This is a genomic window from Pseudomonas sp. SH10-3B, from assembly GCF_019891415.1.
Classification (GTDB): domain Bacteria; phylum Pseudomonadota; class Gammaproteobacteria; order Pseudomonadales; family Pseudomonadaceae; genus Aquipseudomonas.
This window is the reverse complement of record NZ_JAFLXD010000021.1, coordinates 24,343-45,257: the sequence shown is the minus strand read 5'-3', so window position 1 is coordinate 45,257 and position 20,915 is coordinate 24,343. Positions and strand designations below refer to the sequence as shown.

The following is a 20,915-nucleotide window of genomic DNA, read 5'->3' as shown; positions in this document are numbered from 1 at the left end:
AGAAAATCGGCTCGTGTGAGCCGTGTAGCTAATCGACCTTGGGCGTTCGTGAGGGTTCAGTGGGATCTGGCACCGGGCCATCCTTTAATGATCAGACAAAAAAACGCCCCCAGCCGAAAAAATCAGACTGGAGGCGCCGCGTATACCGCGAGACGGTTCAGAAAAGTGGGTTAAACGGCGATGCCCTTGCGGCATTGCAACTGGGCGGTGCGCACGCGGGAGAAGGCGCGGGCCAGGCGCAGGAGCATTTCGTCGATGTTGCTTTTGCTCACCGTAAGCGCCGGGGTGAAGCGCAGGCAGTCAGGTTGCGGGGCGTTGAGGATCAGGCCTTCGTGCAGGGCGGCTTTTACCACTGCATCAGCAGAATCATCCGACAGCGTCAGGCCCCACATCAGGCCGTGGCCGCGCAATTGGCCCTGGTCGTAACGGTAGGCCAGGCGGGCAAGTCCTTCGCCCAGGTAAAGGCCGGATTCACGGACGTGTTCCAGGAAACTGTGCTCCAGCACCGTATTAAGTACCGCCAGCCCGGCCGATGCCATCAGCGCGTTGCCATGATGGGTGCCTTCCAACTCTCCCACGTCGAAGCAACAGGCGTTGCCGCGCGCCAGAAGCGCCGCCAACGGCACGCCACCGCCCAGGCCTTTGCCGAGGGTGATGATGTCGGCACGTACGCCGTACTGCTGTTCGGCAAGCAAGGTGCCGCAACGGCCGAGGCCGGTTTGTACTTCGTCGAGGATCAGCAGGATCCCCAGTTCGCGGCACAGCCGTTCAACGCCCTTGAGGTAATGTTCCGTCGCGGGGATCACACCGGCTTCGCTCTGGATCGGCTCCAGCATGATGGCCACTGTCTGCGCATCGACGGCGGCATGCAGGGCCGGCAGGTCGTTGAACGGCACGTGGCTGAAGCCTGGCAACTGCGGTTCAAAGCGGTTTTCCAGAGTGCCCGCTGACGCCGCCAGTGCGGCGAAACTACGTCCATGGCAACCATTGCTGGCGCTGATAATGCGGTAGGCCCCGCCGCGATGCAGCTGGCCCCACTTGCGCGCCAGCTTGATCGCCGCTTCGCAGGCCTCGGCACCACTGTTGAGCAGGTAGGCCTGGTCGCTGCCGGTGCGATGGCACAGGCGGTCGACAAGGTTGAGTTGAGCGCGGTTATGCAGCCCCATGCCCGGATTGATCAGTGCCTGGGTCTGGTCGGCGAGGGCTTTGATCAACACCTGCGGACTGTGGCCGAGGCTGTTGGCAGCGTTGCCCTGGCTGAAATCCAGGTAGGCCCGATCATCACTGTCCCACAGCCAGGAGCCCTGGCCGCGTACGAAGACCTGGGCAGGCCGGACCACGGTGGGCATCAACGCCTCGCTGGACAGGGCATCAGGCGATGCGTCGAGAACCAGGTCGTCCAGGCTGGGTACGGGGCGACGCATATTGAAGAGATTCACAACCGCCCCCCATTGGCAACCGGACCTTGGTCGGGTTTTCCGGCAACCAGTGCCTGGGGGTGTGTTGCCTTGCCTATGTAAACGCCATCAACATAAACGCTGTTCATTGCCCGATCCGGCCCTGTAAGCCCTGCGAATAGGCGCTAGACTAGGCGTCTCGGGGGCCAACGGCCATTTCGATTTTCCAGCTTTTTCGATAAGTAAGTCTTATGGATTTCAAGCAACTGCGTTATTTCGTCGCGGTGTATGAAGAAGGCCATGTGGGCCGTGCCGCTGAACGCCTGTCGATCTCCCAGCCGGCACTGTCACAACAGATCCGCCAGTTGGAGCAGAACCTCGATGTAAGCCTGTTTGAACGCAGCAGCAAGCGCCTGCTGCCCACCCTGGCCGCCCATACGCTGTACAACCACGCTTTGCCGCTGATCGACGGCATGCAGCAAGCCGTCGAAGCCTTGCGTAACTTCAAGGGCCAGGCCATGCGCACCCTGGCCATCGGCGTGCTGCAAACCGTGCACACCAGCCTGGTCCCGCAAATGCTCGAGCGCGTGCGCAAGGCTCAGCCGCACTTGGTGGTGCAGATCTACGAATTGACCGGGCTTGAGATTGAACGGCGGTTGCTTAACGGCTCGCTGGACATCGGCATCAGCTACCTGCCGCCACGCCAGCCGGGATTGCATGGCGTGTTGTTGTACGAAGATGAATTGAAGGTGGTCATCCCCGAGGACCATCCCCTGCGCGAATTCAAGAAAGTCTCGCTGAAACAGGCGGCCGAATTGCCGATGTTGCTGCTGGGGGAAGAGTTTCAGGTTCGACAGATCTGGCAGGGCCAGTTATCCAACCTAGGACGGCGGCCGCAAGTGCAGGCGGAGTTGAATACCATGGTAGGGATTCTCGACAGCTTGCCCCATACCCAACTCGCCACAGTATTGCCGGGACGTTCCCAGGATGAACACAACAGCCAGTTGCTGCTATGGAAACCCTTGAGTGAACCCAGGGTGCCGCTCAAAGTAGGCTTGGTGTGCCGCGATGTACAGCGCCAGCAGGCGACGGTGGCGTTGCTGCGCACGTTGCTGGAAGACGTCATGAATGCCCCACAGACGACTCCCTGACTTTTCTGCGGGCAAAAGAAAACCCCGCCGAAGCGGGGCTTTGCAGACTGTTTCCCTGACATCCATTTCACTCCGCCATCCTGGCAGAATCCTACGTGTCCGTGTTGTTGCTTTGCGCTTCCTGCGCGACGTCCATGTGAAGTAGATTATCCGTGGATCCAATTTGGCGATAGAGGACGATTAGCAGTACGTCATGTAAGAGAATGCTTACACGCCCTCCAACCCCTTAGAACAGTGCCTCATCCAGCAAAAACAGTGATTCACTCCCCGCTTTTACCGAGGCACTCAGCGAGTGAATACGCGGCAGCAGTCGCGCAAAGTAGAAGCGCGCGGTGCCAAGCTTGCTGGCATAGAAGTCTTCCTCAGCCTCTTTGCCCGACGCAGCCTTAGCCATGCGTGCCCACATATAGGCGTAGGCCATGTATCCAAACGCATGCAAATACTCCACCGAGGCCGCACCAATCTCGTTGGGGTTGGTTTTGGCGCGATCCAGCACCCAGGCGGTCAGCTCATCCAGGTTGTCCACCGCCGCGCTCAGCGGCTTGGTGAACTCAGCCAGGCCAGGTGCCGCCGAGGCGATGAATTGGCGAATCTCGTCGGCGAACAGGGTGTAGAACGCACCGCCACTGCCGACGATCTTGCGCCCCATCAAGTCCAGCGCCTGAATGCCGTTGGTGCCTTCGTAGATCTGGGTGATGCGCACATCACGCACCAGTTGCTCCTGGCCCCACTCACGAATGTAACCGTGGCCGCCAAATACCTGTTGGCCGAGCACAGTGGTTTCCAGACCCAAGTCGCTGAGGAACGCCTTGGCGACCGGCGTCAGCAACGCCACCAGGTTATCGGCGCGCTCGCGGGCAGCGGCATCTTCACTGAACTTGGCGATGTCCAACTGCGTCGCCACGTAGGTGGAGAACGCGCGGCCGCCTTCGTTCGCGGCTTTCATGGTCAGCAGCATACGGCGCACGTCGGGGTGGACGATGATCGGGTCGGCCACTTTGTCTTTGGCCTGGGCGCCGGTCGGCGAACGGCTTTGCAGGCGGTCGCGCGCGTATTCAATCGCGTTCTGGTAGGAACGCTCGCCGGACGCCAGGCCCTGAATACCCACGCCAAGACGCTCGTAATTCATCATGGTAAACATCGCCGCCAACCCACGGTTGGGCTCACCCACCAGGTAACCCACGGCTTCGTCGAAATTCATCACGCAGGTCGCAGACGCCTGGATACCCATCTTGTGCTCGATGGAGCCACAGCTCACCAGGTTACGCGCCCCCAGGCTGCCGTCGGCGTTGACCATGAACTTCGGCACCAAGAACAGCGAAATCCCCTTCGGCCCGGCCGGTGCGTCCGGCAACTTGGCCAGCACCAAGTGAATGATGTTCTCGGTGAGGTCATGTTCACCGCCAGTGATAAAGATCTTGGTCCCGCTGATCGTGTAGGAACCGTCTGCCTGCGGCTCGGCCTTGGTGCGGATAATCCCCAGGTCGGTACCGGCGTGTGCTTCCGTCAGGCACATGGAGCCGGCCCACTCACCGGAATACATCTTCGGCAGATAGGTGGCCTTGAGTTCTTCGCTGGCGTGAGTGTTGATCGACACGCAGGCCCCGGAGGTCAGCATCGGGTACAGGCCGAACGCCAGGCTCGACGAGTTGATCATCTCTTCAACCTGGGCCGACACCGCCTTGGGCATGCCCATGCCGCCAAACACGGGATCGCCACCGACGCCGACCCAGCCACCTTCAGCATAGGTTTTGTAGGCCTGTGGATAACCATCCGGGGTAAACACCGCGGTGTTATCCCAGCGGCAGCCCTGCTCATCGCCACCGCGGCTGAGCGGGGCGATGGATTTGGCGGTGACCTTGCCGGCTTCTTCGAGGATGGCCTCTACGGTCTCGGCGTCAACGGTGTCTGCCAATGCCGGCAATTGGGCCCAAGTGGTGGCGACCTCAAAGACTTCGTTGAGGACGAAGCGCATATCACGCAGCGGCGCTTTGTAATCAGCCATGGCAAACCTCGTGAGAACGTGAAAAGTGATTCGATGGGATCGGTTTTACAGGCTCCGAGTGTACCCGAACAACTTTTCAGACACATAGGGTCCACTTGTGACTGGCTGGTATTTTTGAGTCATCACAGCGCGAACGACTCCGCAGGCAGACTCATCAGGCATTCGCTGCCCGCTTCCACGGCGGCGCGATGGGTTGCGGTACGTGGCAGCAGGCGCTTGAAGTAGAAATCGCAGGTGGCAAGCTTGGCCTTGGCAAACTCAGCGTCATCGTGCGCCAGCGCTGCAATGGCCATCCGCAGCCATAGGTAGGCGAGGATGATGTAACCGCTGTACATCAAGTAATCCACAGCCGCTGCGCCCACCTCATCCGGGTTCTTCATAGCCGCCATACCGACCTGGGTGGTCAGCTCGCCCCATTCCTGATTGAGTTGATTGAGCTGCGCCACATAGGCCTTGAGCTGCGCATGTTCGGCATTTGCCGCGCAAAACTTATGCACGATTTTGGTAAAGCCGCGCAGCAGCTTGCCCTGGCTGCCCAGCACCTTGCGCCCCAACAGGTCGAGGGCCTGGATACCGTTGGTGCCTTCGTAGATCGGCGCAATCCGCGCATCGCGCGCCAATTGCTCCATGCCCCACTCACGAATGTAGCCATGGCCGCCGAATATCTGCATGCCGTGGTTGGTCACCTCCAGCCCGGTGTCGGTCATAAAGGCTTTGCAGATGGGAGTGAGGAACGCCAACAGATCTTCGGCCTCCTGGCGCTGGCCGGCGTCGCGGCTAAGGTGCGCGGTGTCGAGCAACTGCGCCGTGAAATAGGTCAGTGCGCGGTTGCCTTCGTTGAAGGCTTTCATGGTCAGCAACATGCGCCGTACATCGGGGTGCACGATGATCGGGTCGGCGGCTTTCTCCGGGGCCTTGGCGCCGGTCAGCGCACGCATTTGCAGGCGGTCGTTGGCGTATTTGATCGCGCCCTGGAAGCTCGCCTCGCCATTGCACAGGCCCTGCATGCCGGTGCCCAGGCGGGCGTGGTTCATCATGGTGAACATGCAGTTGAGGCCTTTGTTCGCCTCGCCAATCAAGAAGCCCTTGGCGCCGTCGAAGTTGAGCACGCAGGTGGCCGAGGCCTTGATGCCCATCTTGTGCTCGATAGAGCCGCAGTGCACCGCATTGCGCTCAGCCGAATCGACATGGAACTTGGGCACGATAAACAACGAGATACCCTTGGTGCCCGCCGGCGCATCCGGCAGCTTGGCCAGCACCAGGTGGATGATATTGGCGCTCATGTCGTGCTCACCGGCCGAGATGAAGATCTTGCTGCCGGTGATCGCGTAGCTGCCATCCGCCTGGGGCACGGCGCGGGTCTTGATCAGGCCCAGGTCGGTGCCGCAATGGGCTTCGGTCAGGCACATGGTGCCGGTCCACTCGCCGGCGGTGAGTTTGCTCAGGAACGTGGCCTTCTGCTCTGCGGTGCCGTGGGCGTGGATCGCCGACATCGCGCCGTGGGTCAGGCCCGGGTACATGCCCCACGAGGTGTTGCTGGAGCCGATCATCTCGCTGAGCACCAGGCCCAACGATTGCGGCAGGCCCTGGCCACCGTAGGCCGGGTCTGCCGCCACGCCGTGCCAGCCGCCCTCGACGTACTGGGCGAAGGCTTCCTTGAAGCCCTTGGGCGTGGTCACCACGCCATTGTCAAAATGGCAGCCCTCTTCATCACCACTGCGGTTGAGTGGCGACAGCACGTTCTCGCAGAATTTCGCGCCTTCTTCGAGGATTGCACTGACCATGTCCGGGCTGGCATCCGTCGCGCCCAACGCGGCGTAGTGGCCGTGGAAATCAAACACGTTGTCGATCAGAAAGCGCATGTCGCGCAGGGGAGCTTTGTACTCAGGCATGGCGATGTCTCCGGCAGCAGATCCTTTCAACCTACTGCCGGCCAGCGCCTCGGACAATCATTGTCGAGACGCTGAATACACCGCCATTACTCAACCGGCAGCGCCCTGCATGCGCACCGCGCCACGGCGAGTTTGCCCGGCCGCGACCACGCAGTTACGCCCCGCGCCCTTGGCGGCGTACAGCGCCTGGTCGGCGGACTTGAGCACCTCTTCGGACGTGCGCTGGTCGATCTGGCGCTCGGCCACGCCGATGCTGACTGTCACCGACACACTCGACGCGCCGCTGCCCGCCCGGCGTTGACGGCCTTGTTGATCATCCTGGGGCCGGTCCGAATTGCGCAGCTTGATGTCGTAGTTGGCGATGATCTCGCGGATTTCCTCCAGGTGCGGCATGCACTCATCCAACGTCTTGCCGGCGAACACCACGGCGAACTCTTCACCGCCGTAGCGGTAGGCACGTCCGCCACCATTGACCTTGGACAGCTTGCTCGCCACCAGGCGCAGCACCTGATCACCCACATCGTGGCCATGGGTGTCGTTGAAACGCTTGAAGTGATCGACGTCGGTCATCGCCAGCACATAGTTGCGCCCCAGCCGTTGCATGCGTTCATTCAGGGCACGGCGCCCCGGCAGGCCGGTCAGTTCGTCACGGAACGCCATCTGATACGCCTCGTGCGCCACGCCGGCAGCGATCATCAGCATCACCTGGCTGCACATGATATTCAGCGTGAACGGCAGGATGAAGGTTTGCGGCAGCATCCAGAACAACCCCAGCAATCCCACCAATTGCGCCGCATGCAGTGGGCGCGGCTGATACCAGTACTGGGCCGCCAGGGTGAGGAAGCCGATCAGGAACATGGGATACGACAGCTGGATCAGGCTCATCCAGGTGCCATGCAGCGCCGGCCAGCGGATCTCCGCCAGCCAGTTCAGCACGGCCTGGGGATAACTCTGCTCCAGGGCCAGCGCCACGCTGCCGATTGCCAGCAGCACCGCACAACGGGCAACGAAGTCGCGGAACAGGTGAGTCTTCTCCTGCCACAGCGCGTAGATGCTGAACAGCAGCGGCAACAGCAGGCAACACAGATGAAACACCACGGCCGCGTCTTCGCGCACGCGGCCATTGTCGCGGTAAAAGTCGGTCTGGGTATCGAGCAGGAAGTAGGCGATGTACACCGTGATCATCAGGAATAATTCACGCTGACGACGGTAAACCGCGCAGTAAGAACCACCCAGCAACAGCACCAGCGTCGGCAATACGTTGAACAGCGAGGTGAAGAAGACGCTGAGGTCCTTGACGTACGCAGCCGAGAGCCCGGCCAGCAACAGCAGCAACGAAGGAAGAAAGTGACTGAAACGTAAAGCAGACACGCGTGACAAGGGTAAAACTCCGACCCGCAAAAGATGATGGCACTGTGCCTTGATTCGGACAGTTAAACACAACCTGCCCGTCGTGTATCACATTGCCATCACTGTAACGGCAGCCGACGGCAATCCCTGAATGCTGCACTGTGTTTTTTATCCCCCATGAAAAAACCGCCGCTCCCACAGGAAGCGACGGTTTCAGGTGAACCCGGTAAGGCTTAGTAAGCCAGGCCGAAGTCTTCTTCTTTCATGTCCATCAGGTTGCTGGCGCCCGACAGCATGGTAGCCACGTGGGTACGGGTACGCGGCAGGATGCGCTGGAAGTAGAAGCGCGCGGTTTGCAGCTTGGCGGTGTAGAACGCTTCTTCGCTGGTGCCGGCAGCCAGTTTTTCGGCAGCCAGGCGCGCCATGTCGGCCCAGAAGTAAGCCAGGCAGGCGTAACCGGAGTACATCAGGTAATCCACCGAGGCGGCACCCACTTCTTCACGGTCTTTCATCGCGGCCATGCCGACCTTCATGGTCAACTCGCCCCACTCTTTGTTCAGCGCAGCCAGCGGTGTCACGAACTCCTTGACCGCTTCGTTGCCTTCGTTGGCCTGGCAGAACTTGTGCACGATCTTGGTGAAGCCCTTGAGCGCTTCGCCCTGGGTCATCAGCACTTTACGGCCGAGCAGGTCCAGCGCCTGGATGCCGGTGGTGCCTTCGTACAGCATGGAGATACGGCTGTCGCGAACGTTCTGCTCCATGCCCCACTCGGCGATAAAGCCGTGGCCGCCATAGATCTGCACGCCGTGGTTGGCGGATTCAAAACCGACTTCGGTCATGAACGCCTTGGCAATCGGGGTCATGAATGCCAGCAGGCCGTCGGCCTGTTTCTTGGCCTCGTCGTCGGTGCCGTACTTGACGATGTCCACTTGCTTGGCAGTGAAGTACACCATCGCACGGTTACCTTCGGCGAAGGCTTTCATGGTCAGCAGCATGCGGCGCACGTCGGGGTGCACGATGATCGGGTCAGCGGCCTTTTCCGGCGCTTTCGGGCCAGTCAGGGAGCGCATCTGCAGGCGATCGCGGGCATATTTCAGGCCGCCCTGGAAGCCGATCTCAGCGTGGGCCAGGCCTTGCAGCGCAGTGCCCAGGCGCGCGGTGTTCATAAAGGTGAACATGCAGTTCAGGCCTTTGTTCGCCGGGCCGATCAGGAAACCGGTGGCCGCGTCGAAGTTCATCACGCAGGTGGCGTTGCCGTGGATACCCATCTTGTGTTCCAGGGAACCGCAGCTCACCGCGTTGCGTGCACCGATCGAACCATCGGCTTCAGGCAGGAATTTCGGCACGATAAACAGCGAGATGCCTTTGGTACCGGCCGGCGCGTCCGGCAGGCGGGCCAGCACGATGTGGACGATGTTGTCGGCCATGTCGTGTTCACCGGCCGAGATGAAGATCTTGGTGCCGGAGACTTTGTAGGAACCGTCGGCCTGAGGCTCGGCCTTGGTGCGCAGCATGCCCAGGTCGGTGCCGCAGTGTGGCTCGGTCAGGCACATGGTGCCGGTCCATTCGCCCGACACCAGCTTGGTCAGGTAAGCCTCTTGCTGCTCAGGGGTGCCGTGCTCGGAAATGGTGTTCATCGCACCATGGGACAGGCCCGGGTACATGCCCCACGACCAGTTGGCTTCGCCGACCATTTCGCTCACAGCCAGGCCCAGGGATTCCGGCAGGCCTTGGCCACCGTGCTCAACGTCGTGGGCCAGGCTTGGCCAGCCGCCTTCGACGAATTGTTTATAGGCTTCTTTGAAACCAGCAGGGGTTTTAACGCCAGACTCACTCCAGGTGCACCCTTCGATGTCACCCACGCGGTTCAACGGTGCCAGCACTTGCTCACAGAACTTGGCGCCTTCTTCGAGGATGGCGTCAACCATGTCCGGGGTAGCGTCCTGGCAAGCCGGCAGGCTCTGATAGTGCGCTTCATAGCCGAGCAGTTCGTCACGAACGAAGCGAATATCACGCAAGGGGGCCTTGTAGTCAGGCATAGCGATAAACCTCTGCTGATGTATCTGGAATGAACAACCGCGTGGATTTGTTATGGCGGTCAAACAGGTGTTTGAAACATACGTTTACGACCTGGGGATGTCAAGCGTCGTCCAGACACCGTTTGTCATGACGCGGGTCACTGGCAGGCATGGCGAGGCCTGCGGCGGGATGCCACAAGCGGTTCAGAAGAAAATGGAGGATTGCACAGGGGTGACCAGCCTCAGGAAGAAGCCGGTCAGACGAAAGAGGGGTTAAGCGAAGGTGTCGATCAGGGTACCGAGCATTTCGTCTGAAGCCTTGGCGACCTTGGCGCCCAACTCCACTTGAAACTTGCCTTGGGCCATTTCCACCATATTGCTCGCCGAATTCGTCGGCTGGGCGCGGTCATTGGCTTGCAGCCGGTCGCTCTGTGCGTCCGACGGCTGAGTGGTCGCGGTGCTGGCAATTCTGCCGGCGGCCTGGTCGACACGGCTCTGCCCGGCCTGAATAGTGCTCAGCCCCGAGTAAAACGCGCTGCTGCCAGAGATTTCCATGGCTTTAACCTGCCTTTAGAGAATCGTGAAGTTGAATTGAAGCAGACATGCTGGCAAAAAGCCCGTTAAAAACACTAATGGCATAATGCCTTATCGATAGCTAGAATCAGTCAAGCAGGTCCAGTTGCAGGTACTCCGCCACCGCCTCGGCCCCGGCGCGCTTTAGCTTCGGCACCCGGCCCAGGCACGGCGCGGGCAAGCGTTCGGCCAGGGTCGCGAGGTTCTCTTCCAGACGAGAGGTCTTGGGGTCGATGATATTCGCCACCCAACCGGCCAAGGACAAACCGTCCCGGGCGATGGCTTCGGCAGTCAGCAAGGCATGGCTGATGCAACCCAGGCGCACGCCCACCACCAGGATCACCGGCAATTGCAGCGCCATGGCCAGGTCCGACAGGTTGTCCTGGTCGGCCAGCGGCACGCGCCAACCGCCGGCGCCTTCGATGAGGGTGAAGTCCGCCTGACGCGCCAGGATCTGCTGCATGGGTTTCAACAACGACTGCACCGTCAGCGCAATGCCTGCCTCTCGTGCGGCCAGATGGGGGGCGATGGCGGGTTCGAACGCCACCGGATTGACCTCGGCATAAGTCAACGGCAATGAACATTCGGCCAGCAGCGCCAGAGCATCGGCGTTGCGCAGCCCCTTTGGCGTAACTGCGCAGCCGGAAGCCACGGGTTTTCCAGCGGCAGTGCTTTTGCCGGCTTGCCGGGCGGCATGCAGGAGACCTGCGGCGATGGTGGTCTTGCCGACATCCGTATCGGTACCGGTGATGAAATAGGCGGCGCTCATAGGGGCTTCTCCAGGACGGCGTACACCACTTGATAAGTGGCCGGCAGTCCCTCGACCTGACGGAACTGCTCGTAGGCGTCTACCAGTGCAACAATCCGCGCACGGCCCGTCAACCCACCGGGGCGGCCCGGGTTGAGATTGTGCGCACCCAGCGCCTTGAGCTCATGGGTCAGGCTGCGCACATCCGGGTAATGCAACACATGGGCACGCCGCTCCAGGCTGAGCACCCGCAAACCGCTGGCCGCGCACAACTGCTGGTACGCCTCGAAGGTGCGGAAGCGATTGACGTGCACCAGGCCATCCGCCGCCCGCCAGCTTTCGCGCAACTCATCCAACGTGCCGACGCACAAACTGGCGAACCCCAGCACCCCACCCGGTTGCAGCACGCGATACGCCTCGCTGAGCACCGCCTCAAAATCCGCACACCACTGCACTGCCAGGCTGGAGAAAATCAGCCCGCAGCTGCCATCCTTCAACGGCAGACGCTCGGCATCACCCGCGATGAAATGCTCAGCACCGCCCAAAGGCCGTGCGTGATCAAGCATGCCTTCAGCAATATCCAGTGCCACACCTTGGCTGGCCGGCAGCAACTCACCCAGCACCCGGCTGAAATAACCCGTGCCGCAGCCCATATCCAGCCAACGCCGTGGCGCACACGCTGAGGGCAGACGGGCCAGCAGTTCATGCCCCACCGCCCGCTGCAACTCGGCGACGCTGTCATAACTGGCCGCCGCACGGGAAAACGACGCCGCCACCTGGCGCTTGTCCGGCAAGGCGCCCGGCAGTGGGGGAAGGGATAAATCAGTCATCAACGCACTCATGCAAAAAAGCCTGGATGGCCCCCGCTACACCGTGGGGGTCTTCCAGAAGAAAAGCGTGACCAGCCTGTTCAATCAGGCCGACCTCTACATCAGGCAGCAACGTCAGCAGGTCGCTGGCGGCTTCGGCAGGTACCAATCCGTCCATGCCGGCGAACAGATGCAACTGTGGGCCGCGATAGGCCAGTAAGGCTTCGCGGGTATCCAGTTGGGCCAACAGTTCCAGGCCGGGCATCAACACGCTGGACGCTGAATTCGGCGCGCCACTGACCAGCAGGCGCGACAGTCCGCGCGGGTCTTCGGCGCCTTTGGCGCACAACAGGCCGAAGCGCTTGAGGGTGACTTGGGAATCGGCGTGGCAGCCAGCCAGGAATGCATCGAAAGTCTCGGCGGGCATCGCGTGGGGCCAGCCGTCGTGGGCGACAAAACACGGGTTGCTCGCCAGGGTCAGCAAGCCGCAGCAACGCTCGCCGCGCCGCGCCGCCAGCTCGGCAGCAAGCATGCCGCCCAGGGACCAGCCGCCCAGCCAGGCGTTGTCGGGCAGCGTGGCGTCGAGTTCGTCGAGCCATTCATCGAGGTCGCTGGAATCCAGCGCCGGCAACGGCTCGATCTGCACCTGCAGGTGTTCGTCCAGGCCACGCAAGGCGGCGGCCAATGGCTCCAGCGGCGATACGCCGAGGCCCCAGCCGGGCAGCAAGATCAGTCGATCACGCATGGTCGGGCTCCGTGGCGCCAAGCAAGCGGAAACACGCTTCCAATGCGTTTAACAATAGCTGCACCTGCGCCTCGCTGTGGGCTGCGGTCAAGGTCACGCGCAAGCGCGCGCTGCCGGCAGGCACGGTGGGCGGGCGGATCGCCGTGACCATCAGGCCACGCTCACGCAGCATCTGCGACAGGCGCATGGCTGTGGCACTGTCGCCGATCAGGATCGGCTGGATCGGTGTAAAGCTGTCCATCAAGTCCAAGCCAAGCTGCTCGGCGCCCTGGCGAAACTGACGAATCAGGCCGTTGAGGTGCTCGCGCCGCCAATGTTCGGTGCGTAGCAATTCCAGGCTTTTAAGGGTGGCGCAGGCCAGCGCCGGCGGTTGGCTGGTGGTGTAGATATACGGCCGGGCGAACTGGATCAGACTCTCGATCAAATCCTCACTGCCCGCCACAAATGCCCCGGCGGTGCCGAACGCCTTACCCAGGGTGCCGACCAGGACCGGCACGTCATCCTGGCTCAAGCCGAAATGCTCGACGATCCCGCCACCATTAGCCCCGAGCGGACCAAAGCCATGGGCATCATCGACCATCAACCAGGCGCCTTTGGCCCTGGTTTCACGGGCCAATGCCGGCAGGTCGGCCAGATCGCCGTCCATGCTGAACACGCCATCGGTGACCACCAGCGTATTGCCGCTGGCTTTCTCCAGGCGCTTGGCCAGGCTGGTCGCGTCGTTGTGCAGGTAGCGATTGAAGCGCGCACCGGACAGCAAACCGGCATCCAGCAGCGAAGCATGGTTGAGACGGTCTTCCAGCACCGTATCGCCCTGCCCCACCAATGCCGTGACCGCACCGAGGTTGGCCATATAGCCGGTGGTAAACAGCAACGCACGCGGGCGACCAGTGAGATCGGCCAGTGCCTCTTCCAGCTCATGGTGCGGCGTGGCATGCCCGACCACCAGGTGCGAAGCACCGCCGCCCACGCCCCAACGGGACGCCCCGGCGCGCCACGCCTCGATCACTTGCGGGTGATTGGCCAGGCCCAGGTAATCGTTATTGCAGAACGCCAGGAGGGCTTGGCCGTCGACCACCACTTCCGGGCCTTGAGGGCTCTGAAGCAGCGGACGTTGACGGTAAAGGTGTTCGGCACGGCGGGCAGCGAGGCGCGCGGAGAGATCAAAAGACATGCAGGCCTCGGGGTGGCAGGTTCAACTCGGTCAAAACAGGTGGGAGGGGGCTTGCCCTCTCCCACACTTGAACCGCATTTCAATCAAACAACGGCGTTGTAGAACTGCTCGCTGCTTTTCTGCTCTACCAACGCCTGCTCAATCGCCGCTTGGTGGACTTCATCGGCGTGCTCTTCACGGGCTTCCGGCAGGATGCCCAGGCGCGAGAACAGTTGCATGTCCTTGTCGGCCTGCGGGTTGGCAGTGGTCAGCAGTTTGTCGCCGTAGAAAATCGAGTTGGCACCGGCGAAAAACGCCAGGGCCTGCATCTGCTCGTTCATCGCTTCACGGCCGGCGGACAGCCGCACGTGGGATTGCGGCATCAGGATGCGCGCCACGGCGAGCATGCGGATGAAATCGAACGGGTCGATGTCCTCGGCGTTTTCCAGCGGTGTACCGGCGACTTTCACCAGCATGTTGATCGGCACCGACTCCGGATGCTCCGGCAGGTTGGCCAACTGGATCAGCAGGTTGGCGCGGTCGTCGAGGGACTCGCCCATGCCAAGGATGCCGCCGGAGCAGATCTTCATGCCCGACTCACGCACGTAGGCCAGGGTTTGCAGGCGCTCGCTGTAGGTACGGGTGGTGATGATGCTGCCGTAGAACTCCGGCGACGTATCGAGGTTGTGGTTGTAGTAATCGAGGCCAGCCTGGGCCAGGGCTTCGGTCTGATCCTGGTCGAGACGGCCAAGGGTCATGCAGGTTTCCAGGCCCATGGCTTTCACGCCTTTGACCATCTGCAGCACATAGGGCATGTCTTTGGCCGATGGGTGTTTCCAGGCGGCGCCCATGCAGAAACGGGTCGAACCGATGGCCTTGGCGCGGGCGGCCTCTTCGAGGACCTTCTGCACTTCCATCAGCTTTTCTTTTTCCAGGCCAGTGTTGTAGTGGCCCGACTGCGGACAATATTTGCAATCTTCCGGGCAGGCACCGGTCTTGATCGACAGCAGGGTCGACACCTGGACACGGTTGGCATCGAAGTGCGCGCGGTGCACGGTCTGCGCCTGGAACAACAGGTCATTGAACGGTTGCACGAACAACGCTTTGACTTCGGCTAAGGACCAATCGTGACGCAAGGTGGCGGTGGTGCTGGCGCTCATGGGCGATTCCTTGATTATGCTTTGGCAAGCGCTGCGGGAAGGGCAATACCCACAGGCACGACACGGATGCTCGGCATATTTAAGGAAGATTCATGCACTGTCAACCGAGATACAAACACGAAGTTTACATCTGGCTAAAAAACAACCAACCCTGTTTAATCTGCGATGAACGCACGGGAACCGCCGATTTTATCTGCAACGCCTGCGAAATCGAACTGCCATGGCTCATGGAGCACTGCACGGTGTGCGCCTTACCGTTGCCGATGGACGGTCTGGTCTGCGGCGAATGCCAGAAACACCCGCCCGTGTTTAAACAGGTGATCGCGCCCTGGGCCTACAGCTTTCCCGTCGACACCTTGATCAGCCGCTTCAAGCACCAGGCACGCTGGCCACTGGGGCATCTGCTGGGTCACCTGCTGGGGCAACACCTGCAGCATCGCTTCGACAATGCCGAACTCACGCGACCCGACTGCCTGTTGCCGGTGCCCATGGCCCGCAAGCGCCTGCGCGAACGTGGCTACAACCAGGCCCTGATGCTGGCACGCTGGCTGAGCGCAGACCTGAGCATCGAATATGATGAACATCTGTTGTTACGCCCCCATGAAACCGTGGCGCAACAACACCTCGACGCCAAGACCCGCAAACGCAACCTGCTGGGCGCCTTCGCCTTGGCCGGCGATGCCCAGGTGCAAGACCGGCACTTTGCGTTGGTGGACGACGTGCTCACCACCGGCGCCACCGCCCACAGCCTGGCGCGGTTGTTAATGAACGCTGGCGCGCGGCAGGTCGATGTGTACTGCCTGGCCCGCACCCCCAAACCCGGCGCCTGACTTGACTCCCGTGCGCCAGGGCGGCAACGTCGGCGCATCTCATTGAAGTGTGTCCCCATGTCCCTGCCGACGTCCCTCAGCCAACATATCCTGCGCCGCCCCCAGCGCATCGCCTTGCTCGGGCATATTGCCGAGCAAGGCTCAATCACCCGCGCCGCCAAAAGCGCCGGATTGAGCTACAAGGCCGCCTGGGACGCCATCGATGAACTGAATAACCTGGCGCAAAAGCCATTGGTGGAGCGCAGCGTCGGCGGCAAGGGCGGCGGCGGCGCCAAACTCACGGCCGAGGGTGAACGGGTATTGCGCCTCTACCAGCGCCTGCAAGTGTTGCAGGCCGAAGTGCTCGGCTCGGATGAAGCCGCCAGCGACTTCAACCTGCTTGGCCGCTTGATGCTGCGCACCAGCGCGCGCAACCAGTTGCACGGGCAAGTGATCGCCATCGAGTCCCATGGCCGCAACGACCTGATCCATCTGCAACTGGCCGGCGGGCTGACCCTGCAAGCACAAATCACCCACGACAGCACGCAACGGCTGGATCTGGAACCCGGCGTGGAAGTTGTCGCGCTGATCAAGGCCGGCTGGTTGGAATTACTGGCGCTGGATACGCCTGCAACACCTGGACACAATTGCATGAAGGGGACCGTAGACGCGATTCTCGCCGCCGAGGACGGCCCCAGCGAAGTGCGCATCGCCCTGCCCAACGGCCAGGTTTTATGCGCCTTGGCGCAGCCCGCCGTGCTCCAGGCCTTGGACGCCACCGTGGGTCGCACGCTCCAGGTGCAATTTGCGCCCAGCAATGTACTGCTCGGCACGCCGGTCTAAGCGGCACGGCGCGTCAAACTGCAACAATTTCGTCACGCCCGCTCCTTAAGGTGTCTGCAAAAACCGCAGGGAGCCTGATATGAGCCTATTAGAAGAAAACCAAGCCACCGACCTCGAACAGATGGTTGGCCTCACCCGCCGCCGCTTTATCGGTGCCGGCGCCCTCTGTGGTGCGGCGATGTTCCTCGGCGGCAACCTGCTGAGCCGCAGCGCACTGGCCGTCAACGCCGCGTCCGCCAGCCCGTTGCTGGGCTTTGCCAGCATCGCCGCCGCCACCAGCGACACCATCACCCTGCCGCCGGGTTACAGCGCCTCGGTGCTGATCAGTTGGGGCCAACCGCTGCACAAGAGCGCCCCGGCCTTCGACCCGTCCGGCAACGGCACCGCCAAAGCCCAGGAACAGCAGTTCGGCGACAACAACGACGGCATGAGCCTGTTCGCCTTCCCCGGCGACGACAACCGCGCGCTGATGGCGATCAACAACGAATACACCAACTACCGCTACCTCTACGCCCACGGCGGCGCGCCGCAATCGGCCGAAGACGTGCACAAGGCCCAGGCCAGCGAAGGCGTGTCGGTGATCGAAGTGCGGCGCAAAGGTGACACCTGGCAATTCGTCCAGGACTCGCGCTACAACCGCCGCATCCACGGCAACTCACCGATCCGCCTGAGCGGCCCCGCCGCCGGCCACGAATGGTTGAAAACCAGCGCCGACAAGTCGGGCAAAAAAGTCCTCGGCACCTTCCAGAACTGCGCCAACGGCAAGACCCCATGGGGCACTTACCTGACCTGCGAAGAGAACTTCACCGACTGCTTCGGCAGCAGCAACCCACAGCAAAGCTTCGATGCCGGGCAGAAACGCTACGGCGTGGTGGCCGCCAGCAAAGAGATCAACTGGCACCTGCACGACCCGCGCTTCGACATGGCCAAGAACCCCAACGAACTCAACCGCCACGGCTGGGTAGTGGAAATCGACCCGTTCGACCCGCAATCCACCCCGGCCAAACGCACCGCCCTGGGCCGTTTCAAGCACGAGAACGCCGCCCTTGCAGAAACCCGTGACGGCCGCGCCGTGGTGTACATGGGCGACGACGAGCGCGGCGAGTTCATCTACAAATTCGTCAGCCGCGACAAGATCAACCACAAGAACCCCAAGGCCAACAAAGACCTGCTCGACCACGGCACCTTGTACGTGGCCATCTTCGATGCGGGCGATGGCAACGCCGATCATCCGAAAGGCAAAGGGCAATGGGTCGAGCTGACCCATGGCAAAAACGGCATCGACGCCAGCACCGGCTTCGCCAGCCAGGCCGAAGTGCTGATCCACGCACGCCTGGCCGCCAGTGTGGTGAAAGCCACACGCATGGACCGCCCGGAATGGATCGTGGTCAGCCCTACCGACGGCCAGGTCTATTGCACCCTGACCAACAACGCCAAGCGCGGCGAAGACGGCCAACCGGTGGGCGGGCCCAACCCGCGTGAGAAAAACGTCTACGGCCAGATCCTGCGCTGGAAGGCCAACGCCGATGACCACGGCGCAGCGGACTTCAGCTGGGACCTGTTTGTGGTGGCCGGCAACCCGGGCGCGCATGCCGGCACGCCAAAAGGCGGCTCGTCGAACATCAACCCGCAGAACATGTTCAACAGCCCCGATGGCCTGGGGTTCGACAAGGCCGGGCGTCTGTGGATTCTCACCGATGGCGACTACAGCAACGCCGGCGACTTTGCTGGCATGGGCAACAACCAGATGCTCTGCGCCGACCCAAGCACCGGGGAAATCCGTCGTTTCATGGTTGGGCCGGTGGCCTGTGAGGTGACGGGCATCAGCTTCTCGCCGGATCAGAAAACCCTGTTTGTGGGGATTCAGCACCCAGGCGAAACCGGTGGTTCGACCTGGCCGGAACACCTGCCGAATGGCAAGCCGCGTTCGTCGGTGATGGCGATTCGGCGGGACGATGGCGGGATTGTCGGCGCCTGATAGACCGCCCCACTGTAGGAGCGGGCTTGCCCGCGAAGATCGTCAACGATAACGCAGCGGAACCTGACACCCCACTGCGCGCTCAGGTTTTTCGCGAGCAAGCTCGCTCCTACAGCGTTACCATACCCGGCCGGACGCGGCGACCTGCTGCGCGCAGGAGTTCGCATGGCCCATCCGTTTGAAACACTCACCCCCGACCTGGTACTCGACGCTGTCGAAAGCATCGGTTTCCTCAGCGATGCTCGCGTTCTGGCGCTCAACAGCTACGAAAACCGCGTGTATCAGGTAGGCATCGAAGACTCCGAACCGCTGATCGCCAAGTTCTACCGTCCCCAGCGCTGGACCAACGAAGCGATCCTCGAAGAGCACCGTTTCACCTTCGAGTTGGCCGAATGCGAAGTGCCAGTGGTCGCGCCGATGATTCATAACGGCGAAAGCCTGTTCGAACACGCGGGTTTCCGCTTCACCTTGTTCCCTCGCCGTGGCGGCCGTGCACCGGAGCCGGGCAACCTTGACCAGCTTTATCGCCTTGGGCAGCTACTCGGCCGCTTGCACGCCGTGGGGTCTACCCGCCCGTTCGAACACCGCGAAGCCTTGGGTGTGAAGAACTTCGGCCACGACTCCCTCACCACCCTGCTCGAAGGCAATTTCATTCCCAAGAGCCTGCTGCCGGCCTACGAGTCCGTGGCGCGCGACCTGCTCAAGCGTGTGGAAGAGGTCTACAAAGCCACGCCGCACAAGAACATCCGCATGCACGGCGATTGCCACCCCGGCAACATGATGTGCCGCGATGAGATGTTCCACATCGTCGACCTCGACGACTGCCGCATGGGCCCGGCGGTGCAGGACTTGTGGATGATGCTTGCCGGTGATCGCCAGGAATGCCTGGGCCAGCTGTCGGAACTGATGGACGGCTACCAGGAATTCCACGATTTCGACCCGCGCGAACTGGCGCTGATCGAACCGCTGCGCGCATTGCGCCTGATGCACTACAGCGCCTGGCTGGCACGGCGCTGGGATGACCCCGCGTTCCCCCACAGCTTCCCGTGGTTCGGCAGCGAGCGGTACTGGGGCGACCAAGTGCTGGCGTTGCGTGAGCAGCTCTCAGCGCTCAACGAAGAACCCCTCAAACTCTTCTGAAATCGCCGCTCGCTCCTGTAGGAGCGAGCTTGCTCGCGAAAAACCTGAGGGCGCCGCGTGCGGTCAGGATGCCCGCGTTATCGTTAACGATCTTCGCGAGCAAGCCCGCTCCTACAGAAGGGTAATCCCATTGGTTGACAAATATCCTTACAATCGCGCTTTGTTAGCTGCCTAAGCAAGGACTCCGAATGCAAGCCGCCAACCCCCGCAAGGGGTACATCCTGGGCCTCAGCGCCTATGTCATCTGGGGTCTGTTCCCGCTCTACTTCAAAGCCATCGCCAGTGTGCCCGCCGCCGAAATCATCGTGCACCGGGTGCTCTGGTCGGCGCTGTTCGGTGGTTTGCTGTTGATGGTGTGGAAGCACCCCGGCTGGTTCCGCGAATTGCGCGACAACCCCAAGCGCCTGGCAATCCTGGCACTCAGCGGCTCGTTGATCGCCGGTAACTGGCTGACCTATGTGTGGTCGGTCAACAGCGGGCGCATGCTCGAAGCGAGCCTGGGTTACTACATCAACCCGCTGGTGAATGTGCTGCTGGGCATGCTGCTCCTCGGCGAGCGCCTGCGTCGCCTGCAATGGGTGGCCGTGGCACTCGCCGCTGTGGGGGTGGCGCAGCAGGTATGGCAGGTGGGCAGCTTGCCATGGGTGTCGTTGGTGCTGGCGCTGACCTTCGGTTTCTACGGCCTGATCCGCAAGCAGGCGCCGGTCAAGGCACTGCCGGGGCTGGTGGTGGAAACCTGGATGCTGGTGCCGATTGCTGTCGCGTGGTTGCTGTTCAACCCCTCGGCCCATAGTGCGCAGTTGGCCTTCTGGAGCACTTCCGAAGCCTGGTGGCTGGTGGCCGCAGGCCCGGTGACCCTGATCCCGCTGGTGTGCTTCAACGCCGCCGCGCGGCATTTGCCCTACACCGCCTTAGGCTTTTTGCAGTATGTGGCACCGACCCTGGTGTTGCTGGAAGCCGTGCTGCTGTTCGGCGAACAGCTGGCGCCAAGCACGCTGATCGCCTTCGCCTTTATCTGGGCAGGCCTGGTGGTCTACAGCGTGGACGCCTGGCTCACCGTGCGCAAGCGCTGATCAAATAACGTACAAGCCTCTGTAAGCCACAGCCAGCGTGGCTTGCAGACATTCACCCAAAGGTTATCCAC

The 20,915-nt window shown here is 61.8% G+C and carries 17 protein-coding genes and 1 pseudogene; 6 read left to right on the top strand and 12 right to left on the bottom strand.

All coding sequences use genetic code 11. The annotated features are described in order from the left end of the window. Nucleotides 1–170: 170 nt before the first annotated feature. Entirely contained in the window at nucleotides 171–1,439 is a 1,269-nt protein-coding gene (locus tag J1G35_RS16935; RefSeq protein WP_223015507.1) for an aminotransferase class III-fold pyridoxal phosphate-dependent enzyme, read from the bottom strand. A gap of 209 nt (nucleotides 1,440–1,648) precedes the next feature. Between J1G35_RS16935 and J1G35_RS16930 the strand changes: the two genes are divergently transcribed. Continuing rightward, complete coding sequence (locus J1G35_RS16930; protein ID WP_223015506.1) at nucleotides 1,649–2,548, top strand: LysR family transcriptional regulator; 900 nt, start codon at nucleotides 1,649–1,651, stop codon at nucleotides 2,546–2,548. A 226-nt stretch (nucleotides 2,549–2,774) separates the two neighbouring features. Here the strand turns inward: J1G35_RS16930 and J1G35_RS16925 are convergent, their stop codons facing one another. The 10 genes from J1G35_RS16925 to bioB form a co-directional block, all read right to left on the bottom strand. Continuing rightward, on the bottom strand, nucleotides 2,775–4,553 hold the full coding sequence (locus J1G35_RS16925) for an acyl-CoA dehydrogenase C-terminal domain-containing protein (protein ID WP_223015505.1): 1,779 nt from the start codon (nucleotides 4,551–4,553) through the stop codon (nucleotides 2,775–2,777). A gap of 122 nt (nucleotides 4,554–4,675) precedes the next feature. Continuing rightward, entirely contained in the window at nucleotides 4,676–6,445 is a 1,770-nt protein-coding gene (locus tag J1G35_RS16920) for an acyl-CoA dehydrogenase C-terminal domain-containing protein (RefSeq protein ID WP_223015504.1), read from the bottom strand. Between the two features lie 90 nt (nucleotides 6,446–6,535). After that, the gene (locus tag J1G35_RS16915; protein WP_053131063.1) at nucleotides 6,536–7,825 is read right to left on the bottom strand and encodes a GGDEF domain-containing protein; all 1,290 of its coding nucleotides are present in this window, start codon (nucleotides 7,823–7,825) and stop codon (nucleotides 6,536–6,538) included. A gap of 203 nt (nucleotides 7,826–8,028) precedes the next feature. Further along, nucleotides 8,029–9,834, bottom strand: a complete 1,806-nt coding sequence (locus J1G35_RS16910) for a phenylacyl-CoA dehydrogenase (protein WP_053131060.1) — start codon at nucleotides 9,832–9,834, stop codon at nucleotides 8,029–8,031. A 252-nt stretch (nucleotides 9,835–10,086) separates the two neighbouring features. Continuing rightward, nucleotides 10,087–10,368 (bottom strand): hypothetical protein, encoded by a 282-nt coding sequence (locus tag J1G35_RS16905; RefSeq protein WP_053131056.1) that lies wholly within the window; start codon nucleotides 10,366–10,368, stop codon nucleotides 10,087–10,089. Nucleotides 10,369–10,474: 106 nt separating this feature from the next. Continuing rightward, on the bottom strand, nucleotides 10,475–11,155 hold the full coding sequence (gene bioD, locus J1G35_RS16900; RefSeq protein WP_223015503.1) for a dethiobiotin synthase: 681 nt from the start codon (nucleotides 11,153–11,155) through the stop codon (nucleotides 10,475–10,477). After that, nucleotides 11,152–11,964, bottom strand: a complete 813-nt coding sequence (bioC, locus tag J1G35_RS16895) for a malonyl-ACP O-methyltransferase BioC (RefSeq protein ID WP_223015502.1) — start codon at nucleotides 11,962–11,964, stop codon at nucleotides 11,152–11,154. Before bioC ends, bioD begins: the two co-directional genes overlap by 4 nt. Next, entirely contained in the window at nucleotides 11,957–12,688 is a 732-nt protein-coding gene (locus J1G35_RS16890) for an alpha/beta fold hydrolase (RefSeq protein ID WP_223015501.1), read from the bottom strand. The genes bioC and J1G35_RS16890 overlap by 8 nt, the downstream gene beginning before the upstream one ends. Further along, a complete protein-coding gene (gene bioF, locus J1G35_RS16885) occupies nucleotides 12,681–13,862 on the bottom strand; it encodes an 8-amino-7-oxononanoate synthase (protein ID WP_223015500.1) in 1,182 nt (393 codons plus the stop codon). The genes J1G35_RS16890 and bioF overlap by 8 nt, the downstream gene beginning before the upstream one ends. An 83-nt stretch (nucleotides 13,863–13,945) precedes the next feature. Next, nucleotides 13,946–15,001 (bottom strand): biotin synthase BioB, encoded by a 1,056-nt coding sequence (gene bioB, locus J1G35_RS16880; RefSeq protein WP_010207025.1) that lies wholly within the window; start codon nucleotides 14,999–15,001, stop codon nucleotides 13,946–13,948. Nucleotides 15,002–15,093: 92 nt separating this feature from the next. On the opposite strand from bioB, the gene J1G35_RS16875 reads away from it, so the two are divergent. The 4 genes from J1G35_RS16875 (at nucleotide 15,094) to J1G35_RS16860 (ending at nucleotide 19,771) form a co-directional block, all read left to right on the top strand. Next, nucleotides 15,094–15,831: a ComF family protein gene (locus tag J1G35_RS16875; protein WP_223015499.1), complete on the top strand. Its 738-nt coding sequence runs from the start codon at nucleotides 15,094–15,096 to the stop codon at nucleotides 15,829–15,831. A gap of 57 nt (nucleotides 15,832–15,888) precedes the next feature. Then, the gene (locus J1G35_RS16870; RefSeq protein ID WP_223015498.1) at nucleotides 15,889–16,653 is read left to right on the top strand and encodes a TOBE domain-containing protein; all 765 of its coding nucleotides are present in this window, start codon (nucleotides 15,889–15,891) and stop codon (nucleotides 16,651–16,653) included. A 79-nt stretch (nucleotides 16,654–16,732) separates the two neighbouring features. Continuing rightward, nucleotides 16,733–18,631 (top strand): PhoX family phosphatase, encoded by a 1,899-nt coding sequence (locus tag J1G35_RS16865; RefSeq protein WP_053131041.1) that lies wholly within the window; start codon nucleotides 16,733–16,735, stop codon nucleotides 18,629–18,631. A gap of 165 nt (nucleotides 18,632–18,796) precedes the next feature. After that, entirely contained in the window at nucleotides 18,797–19,771 is a 975-nt protein-coding gene (locus tag J1G35_RS16860; RefSeq protein WP_053131039.1) for a serine/threonine protein kinase, read from the top strand. 16 nt (nucleotides 19,772–19,787) lie between these two features. Here J1G35_RS16860 and J1G35_RS30965 read toward each other — a convergent pair. Then, nucleotides 19,788–19,874, bottom strand: a pseudogene (locus tag J1G35_RS30965) (outer membrane lipoprotein carrier protein LolA); the annotation flags it as partial. An 85-nt stretch (nucleotides 19,875–19,959) separates the two neighbouring features. On the opposite strand from J1G35_RS30965, the gene rarD reads away from it, so the two are divergent. Further along, nucleotides 19,960–20,844: an EamA family transporter RarD gene (gene rarD / locus J1G35_RS16855; RefSeq protein WP_223015497.1), complete on the top strand. Its 885-nt coding sequence runs from the start codon at nucleotides 19,960–19,962 to the stop codon at nucleotides 20,842–20,844. Nucleotides 20,845–20,915: the final 71 nt, after the last annotated feature.